Annotated in this window: 17 protein-coding genes; 3 read left to right on the top strand and 14 right to left on the bottom strand. The window is 32.9% G+C overall.

Features of this window, described 5'->3' with window-relative positions; translation table 11 throughout:
- Window positions 1-5: 5 nt before the first annotated feature.
- The 9 genes from LG649_RS15470 to LG649_RS15430 form a co-directional block, all read right to left on the bottom strand.
- The gene (locus LG649_RS15470) at window positions 6-863 is read right to left on the bottom strand and encodes an HNH endonuclease family protein (protein ID WP_226544729.1); all 858 of its coding nucleotides are present in this window, start codon (window positions 861-863) and stop codon (window positions 6-8) included.
- 3 nt (window positions 864-866) lie between these two features.
- Entirely contained in the window at window positions 867-1565 is a 699-nt protein-coding gene (locus tag LG649_RS15465; protein WP_226544728.1) for an OmpA family protein, read from the bottom strand.
- Between the two features lie 2 nt (window positions 1566-1567).
- Window positions 1568-2821 (bottom strand): hypothetical protein, encoded by a 1254-nt coding sequence (locus LG649_RS15460; protein WP_226544727.1) that lies wholly within the window; start codon window positions 2819-2821, stop codon window positions 1568-1570.
- A 144-nt stretch (window positions 2822-2965) separates the two neighbouring features.
- A complete protein-coding gene (locus LG649_RS15455) occupies window positions 2966-4549 on the bottom strand; it encodes a hypothetical protein (RefSeq protein WP_226544726.1) in 1584 nt (527 codons plus the stop codon).
- Between the two features lie 11 nt (window positions 4550-4560).
- A complete protein-coding gene (locus tag LG649_RS15450) occupies window positions 4561-7767 on the bottom strand; it encodes an Eco57I restriction-modification methylase domain-containing protein (RefSeq protein WP_226544725.1) in 3207 nt (1068 codons plus the stop codon).
- 501 nt (window positions 7768-8268) lie between these two features.
- A complete protein-coding gene (locus tag LG649_RS15445) occupies window positions 8269-9540 on the bottom strand; it encodes a type II toxin-antitoxin system HipA family toxin (RefSeq protein WP_226544724.1) in 1272 nt (423 codons plus the stop codon).
- A gap of 3 nt (window positions 9541-9543) precedes the next feature.
- The gene (locus LG649_RS15440; protein WP_226544723.1) at window positions 9544-9885 is read right to left on the bottom strand and encodes a helix-turn-helix domain-containing protein; all 342 of its coding nucleotides are present in this window, start codon (window positions 9883-9885) and stop codon (window positions 9544-9546) included.
- A 75-nt stretch (window positions 9886-9960) separates the two neighbouring features.
- Window positions 9961-12915 carry a DNA polymerase III subunit alpha gene (locus tag LG649_RS15435; protein ID WP_226544722.1) on the bottom strand — a complete coding sequence of 985 codons (2955 nt, stop codon included), beginning with the start codon at window positions 12913-12915 and terminating at the stop codon, window positions 9961-9963.
- Between the two features lie 17 nt (window positions 12916-12932).
- Window positions 12933-14147 carry a DNA polymerase Y family protein gene (locus LG649_RS15430; RefSeq protein ID WP_226544721.1) on the bottom strand — a complete coding sequence of 405 codons (1215 nt, stop codon included), beginning with the start codon at window positions 14145-14147 and terminating at the stop codon, window positions 12933-12935.
- A 99-nt stretch (window positions 14148-14246) separates the two neighbouring features.
- On the opposite strand from LG649_RS15430, the gene LG649_RS15425 reads away from it, so the two are divergent.
- The gene (locus LG649_RS15425) at window positions 14247-15020 is read left to right on the top strand and encodes an XRE family transcriptional regulator (protein ID WP_226544720.1); all 774 of its coding nucleotides are present in this window, start codon (window positions 14247-14249) and stop codon (window positions 15018-15020) included.
- A gap of 4 nt (window positions 15021-15024) precedes the next feature.
- Here the strand turns inward: LG649_RS15425 and LG649_RS15420 are convergent, their stop codons facing one another.
- Window positions 15025-15759, bottom strand: a complete 735-nt coding sequence (locus LG649_RS15420) for an SOS response-associated peptidase (RefSeq protein WP_226544719.1) — start codon at window positions 15757-15759, stop codon at window positions 15025-15027.
- Between the two features lie 397 nt (window positions 15760-16156).
- On the opposite strand from LG649_RS15420, the gene LG649_RS15415 reads away from it, so the two are divergent.
- On the top strand, window positions 16157-17560 hold the full coding sequence (locus LG649_RS15415) for a hypothetical protein (RefSeq protein ID WP_226544718.1): 1404 nt from the start codon (window positions 16157-16159) through the stop codon (window positions 17558-17560).
- Window positions 17561-17738: 178 nt separating this feature from the next.
- Here LG649_RS15415 and LG649_RS15410 read toward each other — a convergent pair whose 3' ends face one another.
- Both LG649_RS15410 and LG649_RS15405 read right to left on the bottom strand, forming a co-directional pair.
- A complete protein-coding gene (locus LG649_RS15410) occupies window positions 17739-17915 on the bottom strand; it encodes a hypothetical protein (RefSeq protein ID WP_226544717.1) in 177 nt (58 codons plus the stop codon).
- Between the two features lie 16 nt (window positions 17916-17931).
- Window positions 17932-18282 (bottom strand): cupin domain-containing protein, encoded by a 351-nt coding sequence (locus LG649_RS15405; RefSeq protein WP_036598520.1) that lies wholly within the window; start codon window positions 18280-18282, stop codon window positions 17932-17934.
- A gap of 344 nt (window positions 18283-18626) precedes the next feature.
- Here LG649_RS15405 and LG649_RS15400 point away from each other — a divergent pair, with 344 nt between their 5' ends.
- Window positions 18627-18833 (top strand): hypothetical protein, encoded by a 207-nt coding sequence (locus LG649_RS15400; protein ID WP_226544716.1) that lies wholly within the window; start codon window positions 18627-18629, stop codon window positions 18831-18833.
- Window positions 18834-19104: 271 nt separating this feature from the next.
- On the opposite strand, the gene LG649_RS15395 is transcribed toward LG649_RS15400, so the two are convergent.
- Together LG649_RS15395 and LG649_RS15390 are read right to left on the bottom strand one after the other, a co-directional pair.
- The gene (locus tag LG649_RS15395) at window positions 19105-19350 is read right to left on the bottom strand and encodes a hypothetical protein (RefSeq protein ID WP_226544715.1); all 246 of its coding nucleotides are present in this window, start codon (window positions 19348-19350) and stop codon (window positions 19105-19107) included.
- Between the two features lie 100 nt (window positions 19351-19450).
- Window positions 19451-20011, bottom strand: coding sequence for a helix-turn-helix domain-containing protein (locus LG649_RS15390; protein WP_226544714.1), 561 nt, complete (start codon window positions 20009-20011; stop codon window positions 19451-19453).
- Window positions 20012-20383: the final 372 nt, after the last annotated feature.

The raw sequence follows: 20383 nt of genomic DNA, 5'->3' as shown, positions 1-20383 counted from the left end.
AAGAATTATAACTTTTTTAGTTGATGTTTAATTTTCATAAATGCAGTATAGTCTGGGTTATATTTTAATCTTGAATGTTCTGGTTGATTAGAGTGACATTCAATACAAAGTGCTTCTAAGTTTAAAATATTATTGTTTGCTTTATTACCATCTTTATGATGTACATGCAAGTATTTCTGGTATTCACTTAAATTTAATTTACAGGAGGCACAAACAAATTTTTGTTTTTGTCTAAATTGTAAACTCAGCTTATCAAAATTATGGGCATAAACATTAATTGGAGCTTGATTATCATTCAAAAAACCAAATAAGTTTAAATTTTGAGGTCTATCATTATAATAATTAAAGAAATCACTTAATTTAAAGTTCTTAAAAATTTGAGTTTTCTGACTTTGTGTTTTGTCTGCATATCCTTTGAAATTTAGATTTGTTAAACAATTTTTGCAAACTGTTAAAGGCTCATTTAAATCTCTTTGAATTACAACATCATCTCTTAACAAATTAATTTTGAAATATCCATCTGTTTTTAAAGAAACTACATATCTAGAGGTTCTGTTATTTTGCCTTGCATTTTCAATGGTTCTACAATTAGATAAATGAAATTTATAACCTCTTTCATAGTATTTTTCATATTGATCTCTAATGTAAATTATAACATTTTCACCTTTATAATTAATTAATCCATCAATAATATCTATTTCATTGATACTAATTTCTGTTTCTCCTGTTTGTAAAAGCTCTTTTAACTTTTCATCGTCAATTCCATTCCAAGCAACATTGGATTCCATAGGCTTTAACTCTGCCCCCATTTTCTCTAATAAACTAGATAATTCTTGATATTCATAAAAATTGATTAACTTCATTACCTATTGATTTAAAATTTTTGCTATCCTTCTTTCTGCATTGGTTTTTACTCTAAACTCAACTCGCCTTGATAGTTCTCTATTTTGAGTTCCATCATCATTATAAATCAATCTACTAGAGGACAAGCCATTTGCGGTTACGTTTTCCATTATCCAACTAACTAATTGAGGTCTACTTTCTTTATTCAAAACATATTCTAAAACTTTCCTAGTCCTATCTTGACTTAATTCCATATTATATATATAAGCCTTGTTTTCATTCGTATTAGTCCTCCAGTAGCTTGATGTATGTCCTTCAATTCTTATTTCATCAATTTCGTTTTGATATTTATCAGAATGTAAAATATTTATGAACCTTGGAAAAAAATCATCTAAAACAACTTTGAAATCATTTTTAATGTTTGCGGACCCCATGCTAAAGAGAACTTCAGGAGATTTGAATCTTACACTCAAATTTTGCTTGTTTATTTCGGCATTCCATTTTTTTAAATCTGCAGCAAATTCTAAACTCAAATCATCATACAATTCATTTTGAAGTTTATTATATGTAACTGCAACTTCTTCGATTTTTTCTTTTTCGAGGTAAACTTTTAACATATAACTCACTGCGATTAATAGAAAAATTATCATTAATACAGACATTAAATCTGAAATAGGTAGCCATTGACTTTCACTATCTTGATTAACATTTAATTCTTTCATGCTTAAATAGATTTTGACAATTCAACAACTTTCCTAAGACTTTCTGTGAGCGGTCTGTAATCATTAACAAAATGCTGACTTAAACTAGTTAGCTGACTTCCTAAACTTTCTAAAGCTCGATTTAATTCTTGACCTAACTCTGCATCTAATTGTTGAACCCTTTCAGCATTATCATTAATCATCTTTTTTAGAGAATCTTCATAACTATTTGCTAATTCTATTTGTTTAGATGAAAAATTATTAAAATTGTCTGTATTTATTCTTGAAAAATCATCCATTTTTTTTCCATAATCATCTAGAACCCTATTTTGTGTTGTTGTAAATTCCTCGTATTGAGTTTTCAGATTTTTTATATTTTGGTTAACATAATTTGTAGAAGTCTCTATCAAATTATTCATATTATTTTCTATTAATGGGAATGAATCTTTTGCTTTAGCTCCTATTTCGGCAAATGAGGAAACCTCAAGAGAAAAATCTTTAATTAACTTGTTAAGGCTAGTATTAGTCTCGTATATAATGGTATGATTTTTAGCCGTCTGAGATAACGTTTTATCAATACCCTCAATATTTTTAGAAATATTATTGAACCTTTCTGTTAAAATTTCAACGTGATCTTTATAATTACCTTGCCAAACAACCATAGCTCCAACAGCCTCATTAAGTTTTCTGAAATTTTCACCAAATTGTTCGTTAATTTTATTATTAAAATCCTTCATAACTTCGGTAAGAGCATCAATTAGACTTTGGGTGTTATCAGCAACCATTTTTTCAGCAAAATCAATAAAAGATAAATTTAATTTTTCTAAGCCGTCACTGTTTGTAGTTCTAATTTTTTGTAATTGAGTAACCATAGTAGATTCGCCATCACCAGATATAGAACTCGCTAACTTGTTAAGTGATTCAATAATTTGTTCTCCAATATTATCAGATTTTCTACCAACTGATTCTGCTTTAAAACCATAAATTATAGGAGAAGTCCTTAAAATTAAGTTAGCCATTAAACCAGCCAAAGAGGTTACAAATGCTGTTTTTAAACCAGATAATAAAACAGGAATACTTTCCGTAATTTGATTAGTATCAAAACCTAAAAGCCCTATAAAAACTCCGAAAAAAGTTCCAAAAATACCTAAAGTAATTGTTAAGCCTGCAATGTGTGACTTACCAAACCAACTTTTTAAGATATAAGGACAAATTAAAATTAAAAATGCTACTACATAAGAAATGTTGTCAAGATTGTTGTTAATTGTTTCTACCATAAATATTAAATTTTAATTTTTTTTAAGTTATGCTATTAACTAAAAATTTATGGTTCTAGGGGTACTTTGATATTTGAATAATTAAATATTAATTAATGTTATATGCTATTGTGATAATACGAAATAAGCCATTCAAGCGTTTTGTTACTTTTCCCAAGCTCTTCTTCTAGCAAGCTCAAGATATGTTCTGTATCTCTTGAAAGTTTCGAGTCTTTCATCATAATTGGTTGAAATTCTCCCAACATCAAGTATTGCTTTAATTCTTTTGGACACCTCGGAATTTCCTTTGCTATCTCTATTGTTAATGCTTTCAATTGTTCGTTTTCTAAGCTCTTCAAATTCGATTTCAATGCTACTTTCTTCTTCTTTAGCATACTGTCCAAATTTGTCCATTTCTGTTCCAATATCTCTTTCTTCTTTTTCAAGTTTTGCTCTATCACTGTCAAATCTTCCTTTTGCTTCAATTTCAAGTTGTTTAAACGCTTTTGGTAAATCTTTGATTTCTCTTCTAATTCTATCGATAGCATTTTTAATTGACTTTGACTCTTCTCCAATTTTAATCTTTCTGCTTCTAAACTCTGCTCTAATTCGTTCTGAAGCTTCTCCAATATCAGAGTGTTCTGCAATACTTCTTGATAGGTCAGTTTCCTCTTGGTCAAATTCTCTTTTCTTATTAAAATATCTTGTTTCCAAGTCTTTACTTTGCTCTTCAAGATTTGCTCTTCTTTCTTGAAAATCTTCTTGCTCTCTTGCAAGTTGATCGAACTTGTCTTTATACCGTGCAAATATTTCTCGCTTAAATCTTCCCTCCATTTGTTCCAATCCCTCTTTCTCTGCTTTTGTAGCGTTCTCAACTCTTGATATCTCAGATTCAAAGTGTTGTTCAGCTCTTTTGTACGATTGCGAGTCCATAATTCGTTTAACTGACCGTATAAGGTTGCTAATTTGGTTTGCTCTGCATTTGTAAGATTCTTCGAAAATTCTACTCTGCTCGTCATCAATTTCCCATACTCCGCTACTAGATGACTTGGAAGTGTATATATAGTTGGTGTTTGCTTCGACTTCATTATATACCCATTTAACTTTTGTACTTGATTTTAATGCTTTTTCTATTTCTTCTTCATTTTTTTTAGGTATTATTATTTGTACTGTATTTAAACCTAAACGTTTAAGTTTGGCTCTTTTTTCGTTATCGATTTTATGCGTCACTACAAATTCTACCAATAAAATAGGCTCTTGTTTTTCATTAAAGAATGATATATCTGGTCTGATTAATAAATGTCTTTCTTCAATATTTGGATTTTGACCATATCTTACATTACATTCTTCATCTTCATAAAATGTTAATTCTGATTTTACACTAAAAGCTTGTATAGTCTTTGATTGTTCTAGTAGGTTTGGTGCTCCATCACTATTTTTAGGTGGATATTTATATATAGCTGGCACTTTTAATCGTTTTAATCTTTGAAGAATATCTCTAGCTATTAGCTCTCTATATTTTCTATTAGCAACTACACATTCTGTGTTGTTTTTATCTACATCTTTAGCATGATGCCTAAAATAGTGCTCCCTAATTTGACCTTTTACAGCCTGCATCTCCTTTTTACATCCAAGACAGTAATACCCATTTAAACCACTTTTAGCTTCTGAAATATGAATATGTTTTATAAAATCATCCTTAAACGCCCAATCTGTTTGAAAATCCTTATTTGATTCCTTATTACTCATATTGCACTTACTTAACTATTCTCGACAATTTGGACTTCTTCTTCGGTTAAGCCGTACAACTCATAAACCATTTGGTCTATTTCTTTATCGGTTTGGTTAATTTGGGCTTGTAAGGCTTGCGCTTTTTGTTTGTTGTCTTCAAAGAGGTCTAACCACTCAAACTCGTCTTTTCTAGTTAGGGTTGGTATCTCTACTGGTTGAGACTTCTCGACTGCGCTCGAAGTGACCGTTTCTGCTACTTGTTTAGCTCTTAGTTTGTTACTGGTTTTTATGGCTTTGTTTAACTCTTTTATAAACTCGCCAAACTCTAACTCGTGCCAGTTTTGTAGTTTTTTGGGTAGTCTTTCTAGCTGAAAGGACTGCTGAATATAGTTTTGGAATTTTTCTGATAAAAGAGTGTAATTCTGAATTTCAGATATAATATTTGAGATTATTAAATCAAAATCTTTATTATTTTTCAAGCTGATTGTTATTGGCAATTTTTTACATTGACCCAATTTTGCTTTTGGAAAAACGTCATCATCTTCCGAAAACTTCTTTTTAAAATAAAACCCCATTAATTTAGAGTTTAAAACACCCAAAAGCGCAAATATCGAGTATTCATTATTTGAAACTTTGAATACATGAGCGGTGTTTTTAACCGTATACTTGTCACAAGTGTACGAAACTATGAGGCTATTTTTTCCTGGAATCTCTCTTATAATTAACCTTTCCCCATCAAAAAATATTGGATTTCTTGGCGCTGCAATCCACTCACCATAATTTAAGTAATTACCCTGCCAATTTAACACAAAACGATTTACATCTGTTCCAGATATATGCTCTATGTAATTTTCATTTAACTTAATATTTGAATTGAAGGGTTTATTCTTAACTACTTCGGCACTTTGAGGTGGATTCCCTTTACCTCTTTCATATTCTTTAATACCACTCGAAGCTTGTGTTAATTCAATTAAAGGAGTAGTATTTGATTCTATTCTAGAAACTATTTGTTTATCGTATTCAGATACTAAAATATCAAAATCATAGTTTTCGTTATCTCTAAAACTTTCAATACTTTTATTGTGAAGCAATGCAATTTCTTGCCCTTTGGCTTCTAGAATTTTAATAGAATAAGCTTTTTTAGACTTTTTAGAATAAGTTATGATAACTGTATCAACAGTAGCATCTTTGAAAACTCCGATTGGTGTATTTACAATTTCGTAAATTGTAGTGTTTTCGAGTAGATATTTACGAATAGGTTTTAAAAATAAGTTATTCATCCAAGCATTTGGCTCAATTAAAGAAATAACTCCATTGTCTTTTATAATGTCAATCGATTTTTCATTGAAAAGTAAATATAAATCAATCTGGTAGATAGCACATTCATAATATTTGGTATAATATTCTTTTTCCTTTAAAGAGAAATTATTCCCTTTGGAACTAACATAAGGCGGATTACCAATAATCACATCAAAACCACCTTTTTCAAACACTTTAGGAAATTGTTCTTGCCAATTAAAAGCTTTATCTCCTGCAACGGCTTTACTATCTATTAAAGAGTTACCGCATTTTATATTGCTACTTAAATCGTTTAATTTACGGCGTGGTTGTGCGGTACGTAACCAAAGGGAAAGTTTTGCAATTTCTACAGATTCTTCGTTTAAATCTACTCCGTAAATATTGTTTTCTAGTATGGTGTTTTCTATATCTGGAAATTGTAAGCCACCACCTAAAACCTTTGTTTTAAGTTCGTCTATATATTGGTGTTCTGCTATTAAAAAGTTTAAAGCTTGGTTTAAAAAAGCACCAGAACCACAGGCAGGGTCGCAAATGGTGAGTTGTAGTAACCAATCGCGGTAAGTATCTAAAATACTTACTAATTTGGTTATGGTTGTTTTATTTCTGTTTTTTCTGCCTTTAAAATATTCTTCTTCTTTAAAGCCTAGTTCGGTTTTCTTTTCGTCGCACAGTTTACCAATGGTATTTTCAACAATATATTTGGTAATGTATTTAGGCGTGTAAAAAACGCCATCTTTTTTACGTTTAGATTTTTGTTTATCGAAGTCGCCACCTTCAATTTCGGCATTAACGCTTTCTATTTCGTTTAGTGAGTTTTCAAAAATATGCCCAAGTATATTTACATCTACTTGACTTTCAAAATCGTAAGCTGCCAATTTACAGGTGTGTTTGTATAGTAAATCGCTATCTATGTCTAAACTATCTAGGGTTTTATCTTCTTTAAATAAACCACCGTTATAAGCGTATATTTCGGCTCGGTTTGATGTTCCTGCTCTACCTTGGTCTAAAAATTTAAAATATTGTTTAAAAAGCGTATAAAGTGGGCGGTCGTCTCCAAAATCTACATCGGCTTTCCACTTATCTAATATTTGTTGAGTGCTATTTGGTGGTAGTAAGCCTCTATCTTCGGCAAAGAAAATAAACAGGTAACGGTCTATTAATTTTTGTGATTTTTTAAAGAGGGTTAGTTTAACGTTTTTTTCTAGACGTTGTACTTCCAATAGTTCTTCTTGAGACCTCTCGACTGCGCTCGATGTGACATTAGATGCTTGTGCTTTTAATGTTTTAGCATTGCGTTTAACCAGGTCTCTAAACAGTTCACGTTTAAATACAGAATAGTCTTTATAAAATTGTTTGGTTATTTGTTCTTCTTCAACAACCGACTGCTCTTTAATTTTTAAAGCTGTGTTATTTAATACATTGTCTTTTTGCAAACAGATGTATAACAGCTCAAATCGTTCTGGTGTAAGCTCGAATAAATTGAATTCTTCAAACTCGGTGGCATCGTTAATGTAAAAACGTAGTTTTTCGAAATTAGATGTTATTACATAAACGCATCCTTTCTGGTTTGCTTTATAATCGAACGCTTGTTTACGTATGCTTTCTAAATCTTTAGTATTTGTGCCTTTTAATTCTATAACACCAATAGCTATATCGTTATGTAAAATGGCGCCATCGGCTTTACGTGCGTTATTTTGGTTTTTATATTCTGCTACTAAATTAAAGTTAGCTTTGGGTTTAAGGGTGTAGTCTAATATATTAACAAACAATTCTGTAAGGAAAATGCCTTGGTATTCTTCTTCTTTAGAGCTACGTATGTTATCTTGAATAGTTGGGTTTAAAAAGTACTTGGTATATTTTTTATATGCTTTATTTATGGCTTCACTATCTTGTAATTTTAAATAGTGTTTAAGTACCGAAGATTGATATAATGACATTAATAAGTTGTTGATTATTTAGAACTTAAAAATATAAATCTCTGTAATTACAATTAATTTTGGAAAGTAATAGTTAGTCAAAGAACCTATATTTTGACTTAAACCCTTACAACGATTCTATTTTTAATTTTATTAATTTAACTTTTTTAGGTTGATAAACTACTTTTCATTGTTTAAACCACCTGACTTTAATTGGTTTCGTTAATAAAACTGCCTGTAAAATCGTTTAGTATGATTAATAAAATCTTTATCCTGTAATTGACAACGAGTGATTGTAAGCTTGCTATTTGTCATTAAATTTTTATTGGTTGATTGGTTGAATCATTAAAAATAAAAATCTTTAAGAAAAAATCGACATACAAAATGATAAAATTTGTAAGATTTGTATTCTATTTACCTAGTTTGCTCTGATTATTTTATATGATTTCGCTTGATTTGGTTAAGATATGCTTTATTTAATTGGTTTCGTTTGATCTGTTATCTCTTAAATATGCGTGTGCGCTATTTGCTATATTCTATTACTGTTAATTCTTTTTGAATGGCTTTAGTAATATTTTCGGGTATTTCTAACTCCGTTGCAAGGGCTGACCATCGTGGAATTAGGACTTGGACCTCTTTAATGATTCCTTTAGGGTTTTTAATGGCGAACTCCTCGGCAATGGTTAATAGGTCTTTTATTGTAATATTTGTACGCTTGCCGTTAATGGATAAGGCTCTGGAGGTGGTTTTAAACGTGAATAGCGGATTTAGGGCATAAGTTAGATCGTATGCAGGGGCTAAATTCCAGGTATTATTATCTTTATTATAGATAAAGCTATGATTTTTTAAATGGTCGTCTACATTCTTAAACACAAGATTAAACACCATACGTTTGAATAGTTGCTGTATATCTTTATGAGGCACGTTTAGACTTAAGGCTACTTTGAAAACATTTTCATAGGATGAATTTTCAGGTTGACTTTTAAAGTCCCACCCCGTTAAACCGGTTACTGTAAGCACGTGCTGTTTTTCACCGTTTTGTCTGTCGTATCTAAGGGTTGCAAAATGTTTGTTTTCTATAAGCTTTGATGGCATCATATTTATGCCTGCTTCTTGGGCCAATAGGTAATAGGCATATTCTACTTTTTCTTTATTATACCCATCGCCATCATCCATATGTAATTTTACTAAATAGTGATTATAGGCGTCGCTAAATGCTCTATCACCAGCAATAATTTCACCAGTTTCTTTATGTTCAGATATTAATATTTTAGGTCTTGCCCCACCCGCCGAAGTTCCTATTTTGAATACATTAAGTAGGGCTAATTCGCTGAGGTTTTTACCGGTTGTGTCTTCTTTTAGTTTAAGAACTTTTTCTAAAATAGTAACAACCTCATCTAAGTTAACCTTAGTAGTGTTAGGCAACTCTTTGACCGGTTTATATTCTAGTGCGCCCATACCACGGTCTGCCACATAGGCCAGTTGCTCAAGGGGTGTTACTTTTTGAATTCCTCGTGAGGTAAGCCATTCTTGGAATATTATATTCCCAAAAGTATCCGGTAAGGAATCGGCTATCATAGGCGGTAAGCCTTGAAAGGTATCCTGTTGGTATTCTGTGAATACTTGCGCTTGTTTAGTACGTTTGAAAATAAAGGGAAATAGTTTTGAATACTTACCTGAATCTAAGAATTCAGGGTTATATTGAAAAACGGATTTACCTTGATCTAGATCGTAGCCTAATTTTCCTATTTCTAGGCCAAACGCCATAAGCTCTATAATTTTATCTTTGGCCATTTATTAATAGAGTGATATATTGTTTTGGTTTGTAATGGTTTTATCTATTTCTTTAGTAATAGCTTGCAATAGCCCAAAATGATTTGCTACTTTTAATACATTGTCGAGTGTTGCATTTTTACCATTTTCGATGTTTTGAATGGTTGTGCTTGAGACCTCCAGAGCCTCTGCTAAATCTTCTCGAGACAGGTTGTTTGATTTACGAAGTGCTTTACACGCCTCACCAATCTTAATTTTCACCTCTTTTATTGTTATCACCTCTAACATATCATTACCATTATATTGGTTAAATATATGGTTTTTGTGTAAAAATAACCAATTTATTGGTAAAAATATTGATTTCACTATTAGTATAACTTTATGAATACGTTTTTAATTATAGATACTTTGGAGAAGGTATGACCCCATTTTTAGCTTGCCTTAGCCTCTAGGGTCTGGAATGATTTGTAGTTTTCTGGACCAGGTGATATCGAGGCTATAGAAATCGAAATCGGCGGTCACTTTACCATAGCAAGCATACACCCCTAAACCGTGGATGGGATATTTTTCGACTACCTTAGTGAAATGTACGGTATCGAAATATTGCCCCTCTTGATCTATAAAGGTGCAAAAGCGAATACGTTTGCCTTGGCTTGTTTTATGAAAGCGGGTATTTACCAAACTGCCATAGAGCAATACCTTTTTATTGTTAAACTGCTTTAGTTGTTTGGCTTTAATGTGTGGTTGTAGTTTTTCGTTAATTAGCTGGAAGTACGAGCATAATGGGAAGCCCAGGAGTTCCATTTGGTCATAAGCCTCTTCGATAGCAGTGGTTTTTAATGTTGGTAAGGTAAATTGTTTTTGTTGGGGCTTGAACAGTTTTGCCTGTGGTGTTTTTGCTTTATTGGCATTGCATTTAAAAATAGCTTGCCATAGCAGTTCGGTTTTGGGTTGCCCCGTAAAGCGCAAAGCATTGCTACGAATTAAGATAGTGAGTTGCTCGATGCTTATAGGCACGCGGTCTATAAGATCGTCTAAAGATTTGTATGCTCCATTAAAATTACGTTCGGTGAGCAGTCTTTTTATAACTATTTTTTCGAGGCTTTTAAGGTAGCCCAAACCAAGATAGATGGTTTTATGTTGTATTCTATTTTCGAATTGGCTGGTATTAATGCAGGGAGGTTGTATGCTAGCTCCACACATTTTAGCCTCATGTATGTAATGCTCTGCACTGTAAAAGCCTCCGCCATTATTTAGCACAGCGACCATAAATTCGAGGGGATAATAGCATTTTAAAAAGAGGCTTTGATAACTCTCTACCGCATAAGAGGCCGAATGGCCTTTAGCAAAAGCGTAGCCTGCGAAGCTTTTAATTTGGTTCCATACGGTTAGGGTGAGTTCTTGTGTATAGCCTTTGGCTTTACAATTGGCAATGAATTTTTGTTCGACTGCGTTAAATTCGGCTCTGGAGCGAAACTTACCGCTCATACCACGACGAAGTACATCGGCTTCCCCTAGGGTTAAATCGGCAAACTGGTTGGCTACTTTAAGCACATCTTCTTGATAGACCATGATACCATAGGTTTCAGGCATAATTTCAAGGAGTTTAGGGTTGGCCTGTGATCTGGTTTCGGGGTAGCGTTGGCGTTTGATAAATTCCTGTTTCATACCCGAACTAGATACACCGGGGCGAATGATAGAACTGGCTGCCACAAGCCCCAAATAATCTTGAGTTTGTAGTTTTTGCATGAGTCCGCGCATGGCAGGAGATTCGACATAGTAGGCCCCAATAGCGCGCCCGTTTTTTAAAAGGGCGTTAATATTAGGGTCTTTTTTAAAAGTTTCAATTTGGTTGATATCGATGGGTGGTGCCTGGGGTTGGTTGTATTTAATAATTTCAAGCGCCTCTTTAATTTTTGCTAGTCCGCGTTGGCCTAAAATATCGAATTTAAAGATGCCTGCATCTTCCGCAATAATCATATCGAATTGCACGGTAGGAAAGCCTTTAGGCGGCATATTTGTTGTGGAATAATAGTGTACCGGTTTTTGTAAAATGAGGATGCCACAAGAATGCACACTAACATAGTTAGGAAAGCCTTGAATAAGTTTACCATATTTTACTACAAGGCTAGCCATAGTATCGAGGGGTTTTGTACTCTGTTTCTCTGCAGCTAAACGATCGATTTCCTCTTTAGGTAAGCCGAATACTTTGCCTAATTCGCGCACTACAGCCCGATATTTAAAGGTATTATAAGTGGCTAATAAGGCCACGTGATTGAAGCGTTTAAAGATATATTGGGTGATATCTTCGCGGTCTTTCCAGGAGAAATCGATATCGAAATCGGGTGGAGAGGCTCGGTATGGATTTATAAAACGTTCGAAATATAAATCGAGTTCAATAGGATCAACATTGGTAATACCAATAATATAGGCAACAATACTATTAGCACCACTACCCCGCCCTACATGTATATAACCTTTGGATTTGGCATAGCTAATAATATCGTAATTGATGAGAAAATAGGACACAAAATCCATAGCCTCAATGGTTTCTAACTCTGTTTTCAAACGCTGTTTTACTTTATGAGATGGATTGCTATAGCGTTTAGCTAGGTTATTATAGCACAGTTGCTTTAAATACTTAACATCCTCTTTTTTAGACCCTAAATACGTTTGTTGGTTTTGAGCTACCCGGTTTTCGCCAAACGCAAACACGATACTGCATTGCTCGAAAAGGTGTTTTGTATTTTCCCAGATGTATGGGTATTGGGCATAGGCTTGCTTTAGTTCGCTTAGTGGCCACATGATATCGGTAGGGTTACACTCCTCTGCTTTATCGAGTTTGCTAAGTAAAGTATTCTTATCGATAGCCCTTAGTAAGCGGTGTGCATTAAAATCTTTTTTATTACGAAGAGTTACTTGCTGCTGTATAACGAGCTTATCTTTAAAGTTTATGTATTTGGTAAAGGGTAGTTTACGGAGTTCGTTAACCGATACACCAATATACTCGTAAGATTTAAAGTGTGTGACGTTTTCCTCTAAAACCGTTTCAAACGGATAGATGATAACGCTGTTTTTAAGCTCAGGCGCACGGTTAGGTACAGTAATGTTATTGTGATTATAGGACGCACTTAAGCTATTTAGCTCGTAAAACCCTTGATTATTTTTAGCTATCCCTACAAATTTTTGTGCTGCTCCATTTCTAAAATCGATACCTACAACCGGCTTTATATTGAATTCTTGTGCTTTACGACAAAAATTTAAGCACGCTGAGGTATTATTTATATCGGTTAGGGCTATGGAAGAGCAACCGTATTGTGAGGCTAACTCTAAAAGCTCGACTTCGGAAAAGGTTCCGAAGCGTAAGGAATAATATGTATGACAATTAAGATACAAGGCTATGGATTACAGATTTATTGTGTACGATGTGCTAATACAATAGGAGGTTCGCCATTAAATGGGTTTTGTACACCTCCAATGGATTTTGCCCCTAAGGCTGACGCTTTTTTTACGCTGTGTTCGCCAAAACGATTGCGAATTTTATCCATGGCATTATAGAGGTTTAGCATTTCTTGAGTATCGTCAAACAAATCAATTTGATAGCTCCCTGATACCAGGTTACTAAGCTTTACGCCCACAAGCCTAATTAATAGTCGGCGTTGGTAAAGTTTTTCAAACAGTTCTAAAACGCGTGGTATAATTACGTGGTCTGCACTAGAATAAGGAATTTTCATTTGTTTGGAGTAGGTATTAAAATCTGAATACCTGATTTTAACACTAATGCAAGCGGCTAATTTATTTCCGTTTCTTAACTGATAGGCTAAACTTTCGGCCATGGCAAAAATGGTGGTTCTAAGCATTTTCATATCGATGGTATCTTTACCAAAGGTGCGCTCCATGGATATGGATTTACGTTCGTGAAACGGAATAAGCGGTGGATTATCGATACCCAAGGCACGTTTCCAAATGGTACGTCCGTTTACCCCAAGCACACTGGTTAACATTTCCACAGGCATTTGCTGAATGGTGCTTATTTTATCGATACCCAGATTCCGAAGTATTTGATACGTTTTATTACCTACGGAAGGGATTTTTTTAATAGATAGGGGTGCTAAAAAAGGTTTTTCGAAGCCTTGATCTATGCACAACCTATTGTTGGGTTTCGCTTCGCCAGTAGCTACTTTAGACACTATTTTATTTGCCGAAAGCCCAAAGGAAATGGGGAGACCGGTTTCTTTAATAATGGTATGCCGTAGTTCGGAAGCATATTTATAACAACCATAGAATTTATCCATTCCGGTTAAATCGGCATAGAATTCGTCAATACTGGCTTTTTCAAACAGGGGTACATTTTGCTTAATGATGTCTGTAACCTGGTGAGAATATTTGGAGTATATGGCGGCATTACCACGAATAACCACAGCTTCGGGGCATAAACGGCGAGCTACTTTCATGGCCATACCAGAATACACCCCAAACTTACGAGTTTCGTAACTGCAAGCGGAAACCACCCCCCTATCACCAGTACCGCCTACTAAAATGGGGCGTTTTTGTAAGCGGCTATCCATTAAGCGTTCGCAAGACACAAAAAAGGTGTCGAGATCCATATGTAAAATATTTTTCTTCACGTTACAAAATTAGCTACAAATACAATCTTTTATTGCTTATATTTGTAGCAAAAAAGCTTTTTTAACAATCAAAGCACATCATTTAAATCTGTTTCACACATGTCTATGATAACCAAAAACTTAAAGCATTTACGGCATTTAAAAGGCTTAACACAAGAGGTTCTTGCAGAAGATTTACAGGTGACTCGCTCGCGTATAAGCTCGTATGAGGAAGGACGGTCGGCCCCAACGATAGACTTTTTAATTGCGGTATCGGATTATTTTAAACTGCCTATTGATATTTTGTTGCGTAACGATTTAACGAAGGGTCGTGATGCCTCGTTTATAGAAGTTGGACAGCAGCGTGTACTTTTCCCCATTACGGTGGATAGTGATGATGATGATTTGATTGAAGTGGTACCCGTAAAAGCTAGTGCTGGGTATTTGGCCGGTTATGATGACCCTGAGTATATTGAGCAGCTACAGAAAATAAAATTGCCGTTTTTGCCTACCGGCAAGCATCGTGCTTTTCCTATTAAAGGGGATTCGATGTTGCCCATGAAACCTGGGGCTTATGTTATAGGGCGTTTTGTGGAAAGCAGGCAGGATATTACTAGTGGGCGTACTTATGTATTAATTACCAAAGATGAGGGTATGGTTTATAAGCGTGTATATAACCAGATTGCTGATAATAACACCTTGCGTTTGGTGTCTGATAATACCGCCTATGCCCCTTATGAGGTATCTATTGATGATGTGCTAGAACTTTGGGAGTTTACCTGTAGTATAAACACCCAAGAGTATGATGAAAAGGAATTGAAGATTAGCAGTATCATTCAGCTTTTTACGAATCTTGGTGTGGAGCTAAAAGCTTTAGAACGCTTAGTAGAATAGTATTTTAGTTAAAGTTTACGCCTTCGTACTGCACCTCATCGCTAATTTCTTTATAGTTGCTATCGACCTTAGGGCTGAATAAGTCTTTGCTTACTGTATAGGCTTTTAAATGGCTATCGGGGTAATTGTATTTTGTTATGTCGGTTATATCGTTTTCATTAAGATTGGGCTGTAACCACTGGTTTGCTAATTCTTGATCTAGCATTAGTGGTTGCCTTTTTTTTAGGTTGTGTACTTTTGTCAGTAATGGAGACGCTTCTTTTGTTATGATGGCAAAGGTTATGTAGGTGTCTATTACCGTGTAAATACCTGCTAAGGCTAAAGGTTGCTCTTTTTTATCTTTTATAAATACGGGGTATTTCTTTTTGTTATGGTCGTGAGGCTCGAAAAAGCCAGTAACCGGTATGATACACCGCTGTTGGTGTATGGCTTCTTTATATATAAAATGGCTAGTAAGTTTTTCTGACCTGGCATTTAATCCGCCACCATACTTTACAGCCCCTTTATAATAGTCTAAAATTTGATTGCTTGGTTTATCGCTTGGTACTATGCCCCATACGCCTGGTGCAAACACCTCTTTATTTTGCTGTGGAATGACCAACATATTGGGATGTGAGAATCCGTTAAGATGGTATTGCGGCTTATCGAAAATCTGCCTGAGGTTTTCTGAGCTTAATTTAACCTTAAAGTGTTTTTCTAAGGTGTTGGTTTTAGCAGTTGTTGTGGTATGGAAGCACATTATAATTGTTTTACTTATTAAATATAATGAAAATTAACGGTTAACGATGTATTGATTTATTGTGTATGACACAATTTGCCCCCATTATGCTTTACCTTTCTATTATTTTTAATTTGATTTGCTACGTTTTAAATAAATTGTATATTTAAACTCTTCCTTTTTATTACAATAGCACTTTTACCGATTATCCCCTATTGGGTTACTTTAGGTGTGTATGCACCTTACCTGATATTGTTATAGCATTGCATTTTGCCTTTGGTGATTTGTATTCTATTTTGATGGGCTAGCTTTATAATGACCGAAGTTTATTGGTTATTATTTGTTGGGTTTTGGTTGGATAATAGGCATGAAATTAATGATAATACGAGTTGTACGCAATTAGCGAGAGAAAAAAATAATGGAATCATACATTTCAAAACATCAATTTAAAGCGACTGGGGATAATCTATTGAAACATATTATCCCAAATAAATTTCATGTTAGGATTGATATTGAAAATTTAGTCTTACGCATCTACCGAGACAAAAATTTATTAGAATATGATGAGATTTTGAGTAAATACTCTGTTAATGAATCATCAGTGGCTATAAGCTTTATTAAACTAATAATACTATCAAACTATTCCCTAAAGGCTTTTAAGGCTAGAAAACGAATAAACACACTATTTGCATGGCGATTAATTTTTGATAGCTTAACATTTTTCAAAAAGGACAACCCAAAAGCTGGAATCGGCTCACAAGGTTTTTTATCGATTGAATTATATAGGTATGAGTCAGAGGATAATCGCAAAATTTTGAGACTTCATATTTGGGATGAATCCTTCGCAAATGAATTTAAAGAAAATGAATTTAGAAAATACAAAGTTCATTCCCACCTCTTTAATGCTCAAAGCCATATTTTAGTTGGTAGTATCTCTAACAACAGGTATGAAGTTTTGGCAACAGACAATACTTCAGACAATAGCCTGTATAGAATAGATTGGAAATCTGAAAAAGATGATAAAGGTTTAACTAAAAGAAGGTCTGAGCTAAATGTTGACATAGAAAATGTTACGATTAAAAAGACTTCTGGTGAAACAGTAACAATAGGACAAGATTATTCTGTTTCAATAAATGAATATCATAGTTCCAATTCTAATACACCTCTAACCGCAACTTTATTCTTATTCAATTCGGATGAAGGGCTAAATAATTTGTCAAAAGTTGTGGGTCCAAAAAACGACTCAAACACAGGCTTTAAGTATGAACAAATTAATATTTTCCCAAGCCTTTATAAAATTGACAGAGAAATTAAGAAATACTATAACAAGCAGAAACTACTTGGCTTAGATTGGATGAGAAAGATTCACACTCTTGAACATGCACATAGAATCGAATCGAGACACCTTAATACATTTTCTGAGATTCTTTCTTGGTCAATTGTTGGTATACCAGCAATAATTGCTGCTTTAACATTCTACTTGAAACAGATGCCTAATGACAAGGAAGATATAATCGTATGGGTTGCTATTATGGCTGGAATTAGTACTTTACTAGGTACGGTTAATAAAGTTATAAAACCCAGTAATCTAAGTGAAAAGCATAGGCTAAACTCGGGGAAATTTGAACATCTAAGACACAAACTGGAAAAGTCCATCATATTCAATAATGATGACAGGTTAGAGTTGGTTCTAGATGATATTCAGAAAGACTGGAAAGAACTAACTCTCTATAATGTCAAAGAGTACAATTTCAAACGGGCAACAAAAATGATTAAAAATATGAAAGTTTATCCTGAGAATCTAGCTTTCTTGAAAGAATAAAAAAAAGCGTACAACAATGTATAACCGCAATTACGGCGGATTCGACTACGTCCGAATCCAATCGGAATTGCTAACATCAGTGCTTAACCGAAAAATTTACGTACTTTAACCCGTAACTGACGGTTATACCAGACCGTTACCCAACATTGTCAAAATTACTTTCCTAATTCAACTATATCTAGTTTTCATTTTTATAAAATTCAATTTCTCTTTCAAAATAAACTTCTTCTTTTTCTTCTGGTTGATTATATACATCACAATAGTATACTTTTCTAGCAAAAATTCTAACTTTTAGAGATTTTGTAGGATTAACTTTTGCACACACTATATCACCTGATTTAAATAAATTACTCATAATTATTGATTTTATTCTATGGTTCTAAATCATCATAGCCACTTTTTAAAATGATTGAAAGCATCTTAAACCTTTCATTTGCTTCTATTGTATATAAAACATGACCTGGAATAATCATGGAATCATTCTTTTGTAAGTAAGTCGATATGTCGTCTACCACAATTTCTGCTTTTCCTTCAATGACATTCACAAAAGTTGAAAAAGGTGTTAGTTTGGGCTTATACACTTTACCATAGTCCAACGCTAAAGCCATTATATTGCCTGTTTTTTCATTTAAAATGTGTTTAACAATTATAGTATTCGAAACATATTTCAGCTTATCGCCAATGTTGAATGCCTTAAGGATTTCAAATTCATAATTCTTCATATTACAAATTGTATTTACTCGTCCTTTTTGATTCGTCTCTTTTCTGCTTTAGCTTGTTTCTTTTCTTTAGATGTCCTAGTTGGTGCTGTTTTACTGTTTTTAGCTTTACCGCTTTTTTCTTTTGACATGATTATAATTTTTTAAATGTTAAGTATTGTATAACAAGTTAAACTTTATGATTTTGATTAAGTTATATAACTTCTGAAAAGAATTACAGATATTACGGTTTAGAACTAAATAATTAAAAAATATTAAATAAGTTAAATGTATAAAAACTCAATATTGTCATGTAATATAAGGAAAGGAAATAGCCTCAACTTTGTTGTATAAAAAATATATAGATTATGATACATTTACACATTAACGACATTATAGATATAGAATTTGAGGTATCTAAAAAAAAGCAACTAAAAACTACTGTTGTCATTGAACCTTTTGTTAAGAACATAATTAATAATTTAAAGGATAAACCAGTGTATTTAAATATTGCTCAGAATGAAAGAAAACAAATAAAGTTTATTAGACGTTTGCAACCTATGAAATGGAACTAAAAAAAGTTAATCGAGCGAATTATATATATCGCTGTTGAATACTATTTTTACAAAAAAAAGCAGACTTGAGTCTGCTTTTTTAAGTCCGAATTAATAACTTATCCTAACTTCCCTAATTGATTAATAGCCTTACAAAGATAACGATGAGATAGTATATTAAGTTATACACTTTATGGCTATAATTACACCAATCACTGATTTAAAATAAAGCTTATAAAAAAGAACAGTTTTTCACTAAACTGTTCTTAATACATAGGCTTAACTTAATATTCTAGATTGCATTTGCAATGCTTTTATAATTTGATTTCAAGATACCTACAACTTCATTTCTGTCTTTATCTAACTTGTTCTCTAATCTCTTGATTAAATCTAATTCTTTACCACTTTCAAATTTCACATCTTCAGAAGTCAATTTTGGATATTTCACTTTCAATGCTTTTGATTGTTTGTCCCAATCGCCACTAAATTTAAATAGCTCACTTGTCTTTTTCTCGCCTTCTTTGTTCTGGGTTTCCATAATTATGTATTTAAAGTAGTGCTTAATTGTACTACTGTCACAAAGATGACAACTAATACCTTAAATTGTGTTACACAACTGACATATATGATTACACATGTTACAGATTCTCTAGATTCAGCTTTCTTTTTTGTCCTATTTTTTTATAAAAAGTAGGTGTATGTCCAGTAACTTTTTTGAATTGATTAGACAAATGAGCAACACTACTGTAATTTAATTTATAGGCGATTTCAGTGAGATTAAGTTCGTTATAAAGAATCAATTCTTTTGCCCTTTCTATTTTGTGTTTAATAATAAAATGCTGAATAGTAATTCCTTTTACTTCTGAAAACAAATTTGATAAATACGTGTAATCATAATTCAATTTTTGTGCTATGTAATCTGAATAATTAACTTTTGGGACTTCATCAGAATAATGAATCATTTCTATAATCACGTTTTTAATTTTATCTATAAGAATACTTCTATTATCATCTATTAATTCTAACCCTGATTTAGCTAAATTTGATTTGAATTCTTGTTTTTGAGATTCAGAAATATCTTCTTTTATTTCAATCATTCCAAGCTCAACACTTATATAGTGTAAACCCAGTTTTTCTAGCTCATTTTTAACTAAAAGCTTACATCTTAAGCTTACCATATATTTAATATAAAGCTTCATTAATTTTTAGAAATTAAAATGCGTTTCTTATTTAGTTAAAGATAAACTATATAAGTCATTATGTATAGAAAGTTGGCTGAAATAAAAAACGTTGGGTAACAACGTGTATAATTAATTGCTTTTTACGTGCATACTTGCGAAAATTCCTGCGGAATTTTCTCGGGTTCGTAAAAGTTTGCTAATTTAGTTGCTTAACCACGCAACTAACCATACACAAACACGTTAGGTGTAATTTGAGCAAAACGAGGTCTATTCAATAACTTAACGCAACAAATCTAAAATTATAGATTTGTAATTATGAGTTTAAAACATAGACGGCTTTCTTTAGCTGAAAGAATTAAAATTGAAACACTTTTTAACGAGAATAAAACC

It is taken from the genome of Neotamlana laminarinivorans (genome assembly GCF_020523925.1).
Classification (GTDB): domain Bacteria; phylum Bacteroidota; class Bacteroidia; order Flavobacteriales; family Flavobacteriaceae; genus Neotamlana; species Neotamlana laminarinivorans.
The sequence above is the reverse complement of the archived record's forward strand: the minus strand, read 5'-3'. Positions and strand labels throughout refer to the sequence as shown.

Bases quoted from the DNA above. Each gene is read 5' to 3' on its own strand.
- LG649_RS15465 (WP_226544728.1), bottom strand. From the start codon at position 1,565: ATGAAAGAATTAAATGTTAATCAAGATAGTGAAAGTCAATGGCTACCT.
- LG649_RS15425 (WP_226544720.1), top strand. From the start codon at position 14,247: ATGTCTATGATAACCAAAAACTTAAAGCATTTACGGCATTTAAAAGGC.
- LG649_RS15450 (WP_226544725.1), bottom strand. From the start codon at position 7,767: ATGTCATTATATCAATCTTCGGTACTTAAACACTATTTAAAATTACAA.
- LG649_RS15415 (WP_226544718.1), top strand. From the start codon at position 16,157: ATGGAATCATACATTTCAAAACATCAATTTAAAGCGACTGGGGATAAT.
- LG649_RS15470 (WP_226544729.1), bottom strand. From the start codon at position 863: ATGAAGTTAATCAATTTTTATGAATATCAAGAATTATCTAGTTTATTA.
- LG649_RS15410 (WP_226544717.1), bottom strand. From the start codon at position 17,915: ATGAGTAATTTATTTAAATCAGGTGATATAGTGTGTGCAAAAGTTAAT.
- LG649_RS15395 (WP_226544715.1), bottom strand. From the start codon at position 19,350: ATGGAAACCCAGAACAAAGAAGGCGAGAAAAAGACAAGTGAGCTATTT.
- LG649_RS15420 (WP_226544719.1), bottom strand. From the start codon at position 15,759: ATGTGCTTCCATACCACAACAACTGCTAAAACCAACACCTTAGAAAAA.
- LG649_RS15400 (WP_226544716.1), top strand. From the start codon at position 18,627: ATGATACATTTACACATTAACGACATTATAGATATAGAATTTGAGGTA.
- LG649_RS15460 (WP_226544727.1), bottom strand. From the start codon at position 2,821: ATGGTAGAAACAATTAACAACAATCTTGACAACATTTCTTATGTAGTA.
- LG649_RS15445 (WP_226544724.1), bottom strand. From the start codon at position 9,540: ATGGCCAAAGATAAAATTATAGAGCTTATGGCGTTTGGCCTAGAAATA.
- LG649_RS15390 (WP_226544714.1), bottom strand. From the start codon at position 20,011: ATGAAGCTTTATATTAAATATATGGTAAGCTTAAGATGTAAGCTTTTA.
- LG649_RS15405 (WP_036598520.1), bottom strand. From the start codon at position 18,282: ATGAAGAATTATGAATTTGAAATCCTTAAGGCATTCAACATTGGCGAT.
- LG649_RS15455 (WP_226544726.1), bottom strand. From the start codon at position 4,549: ATGAGTAATAAGGAATCAAATAAGGATTTTCAAACAGATTGGGCGTTT.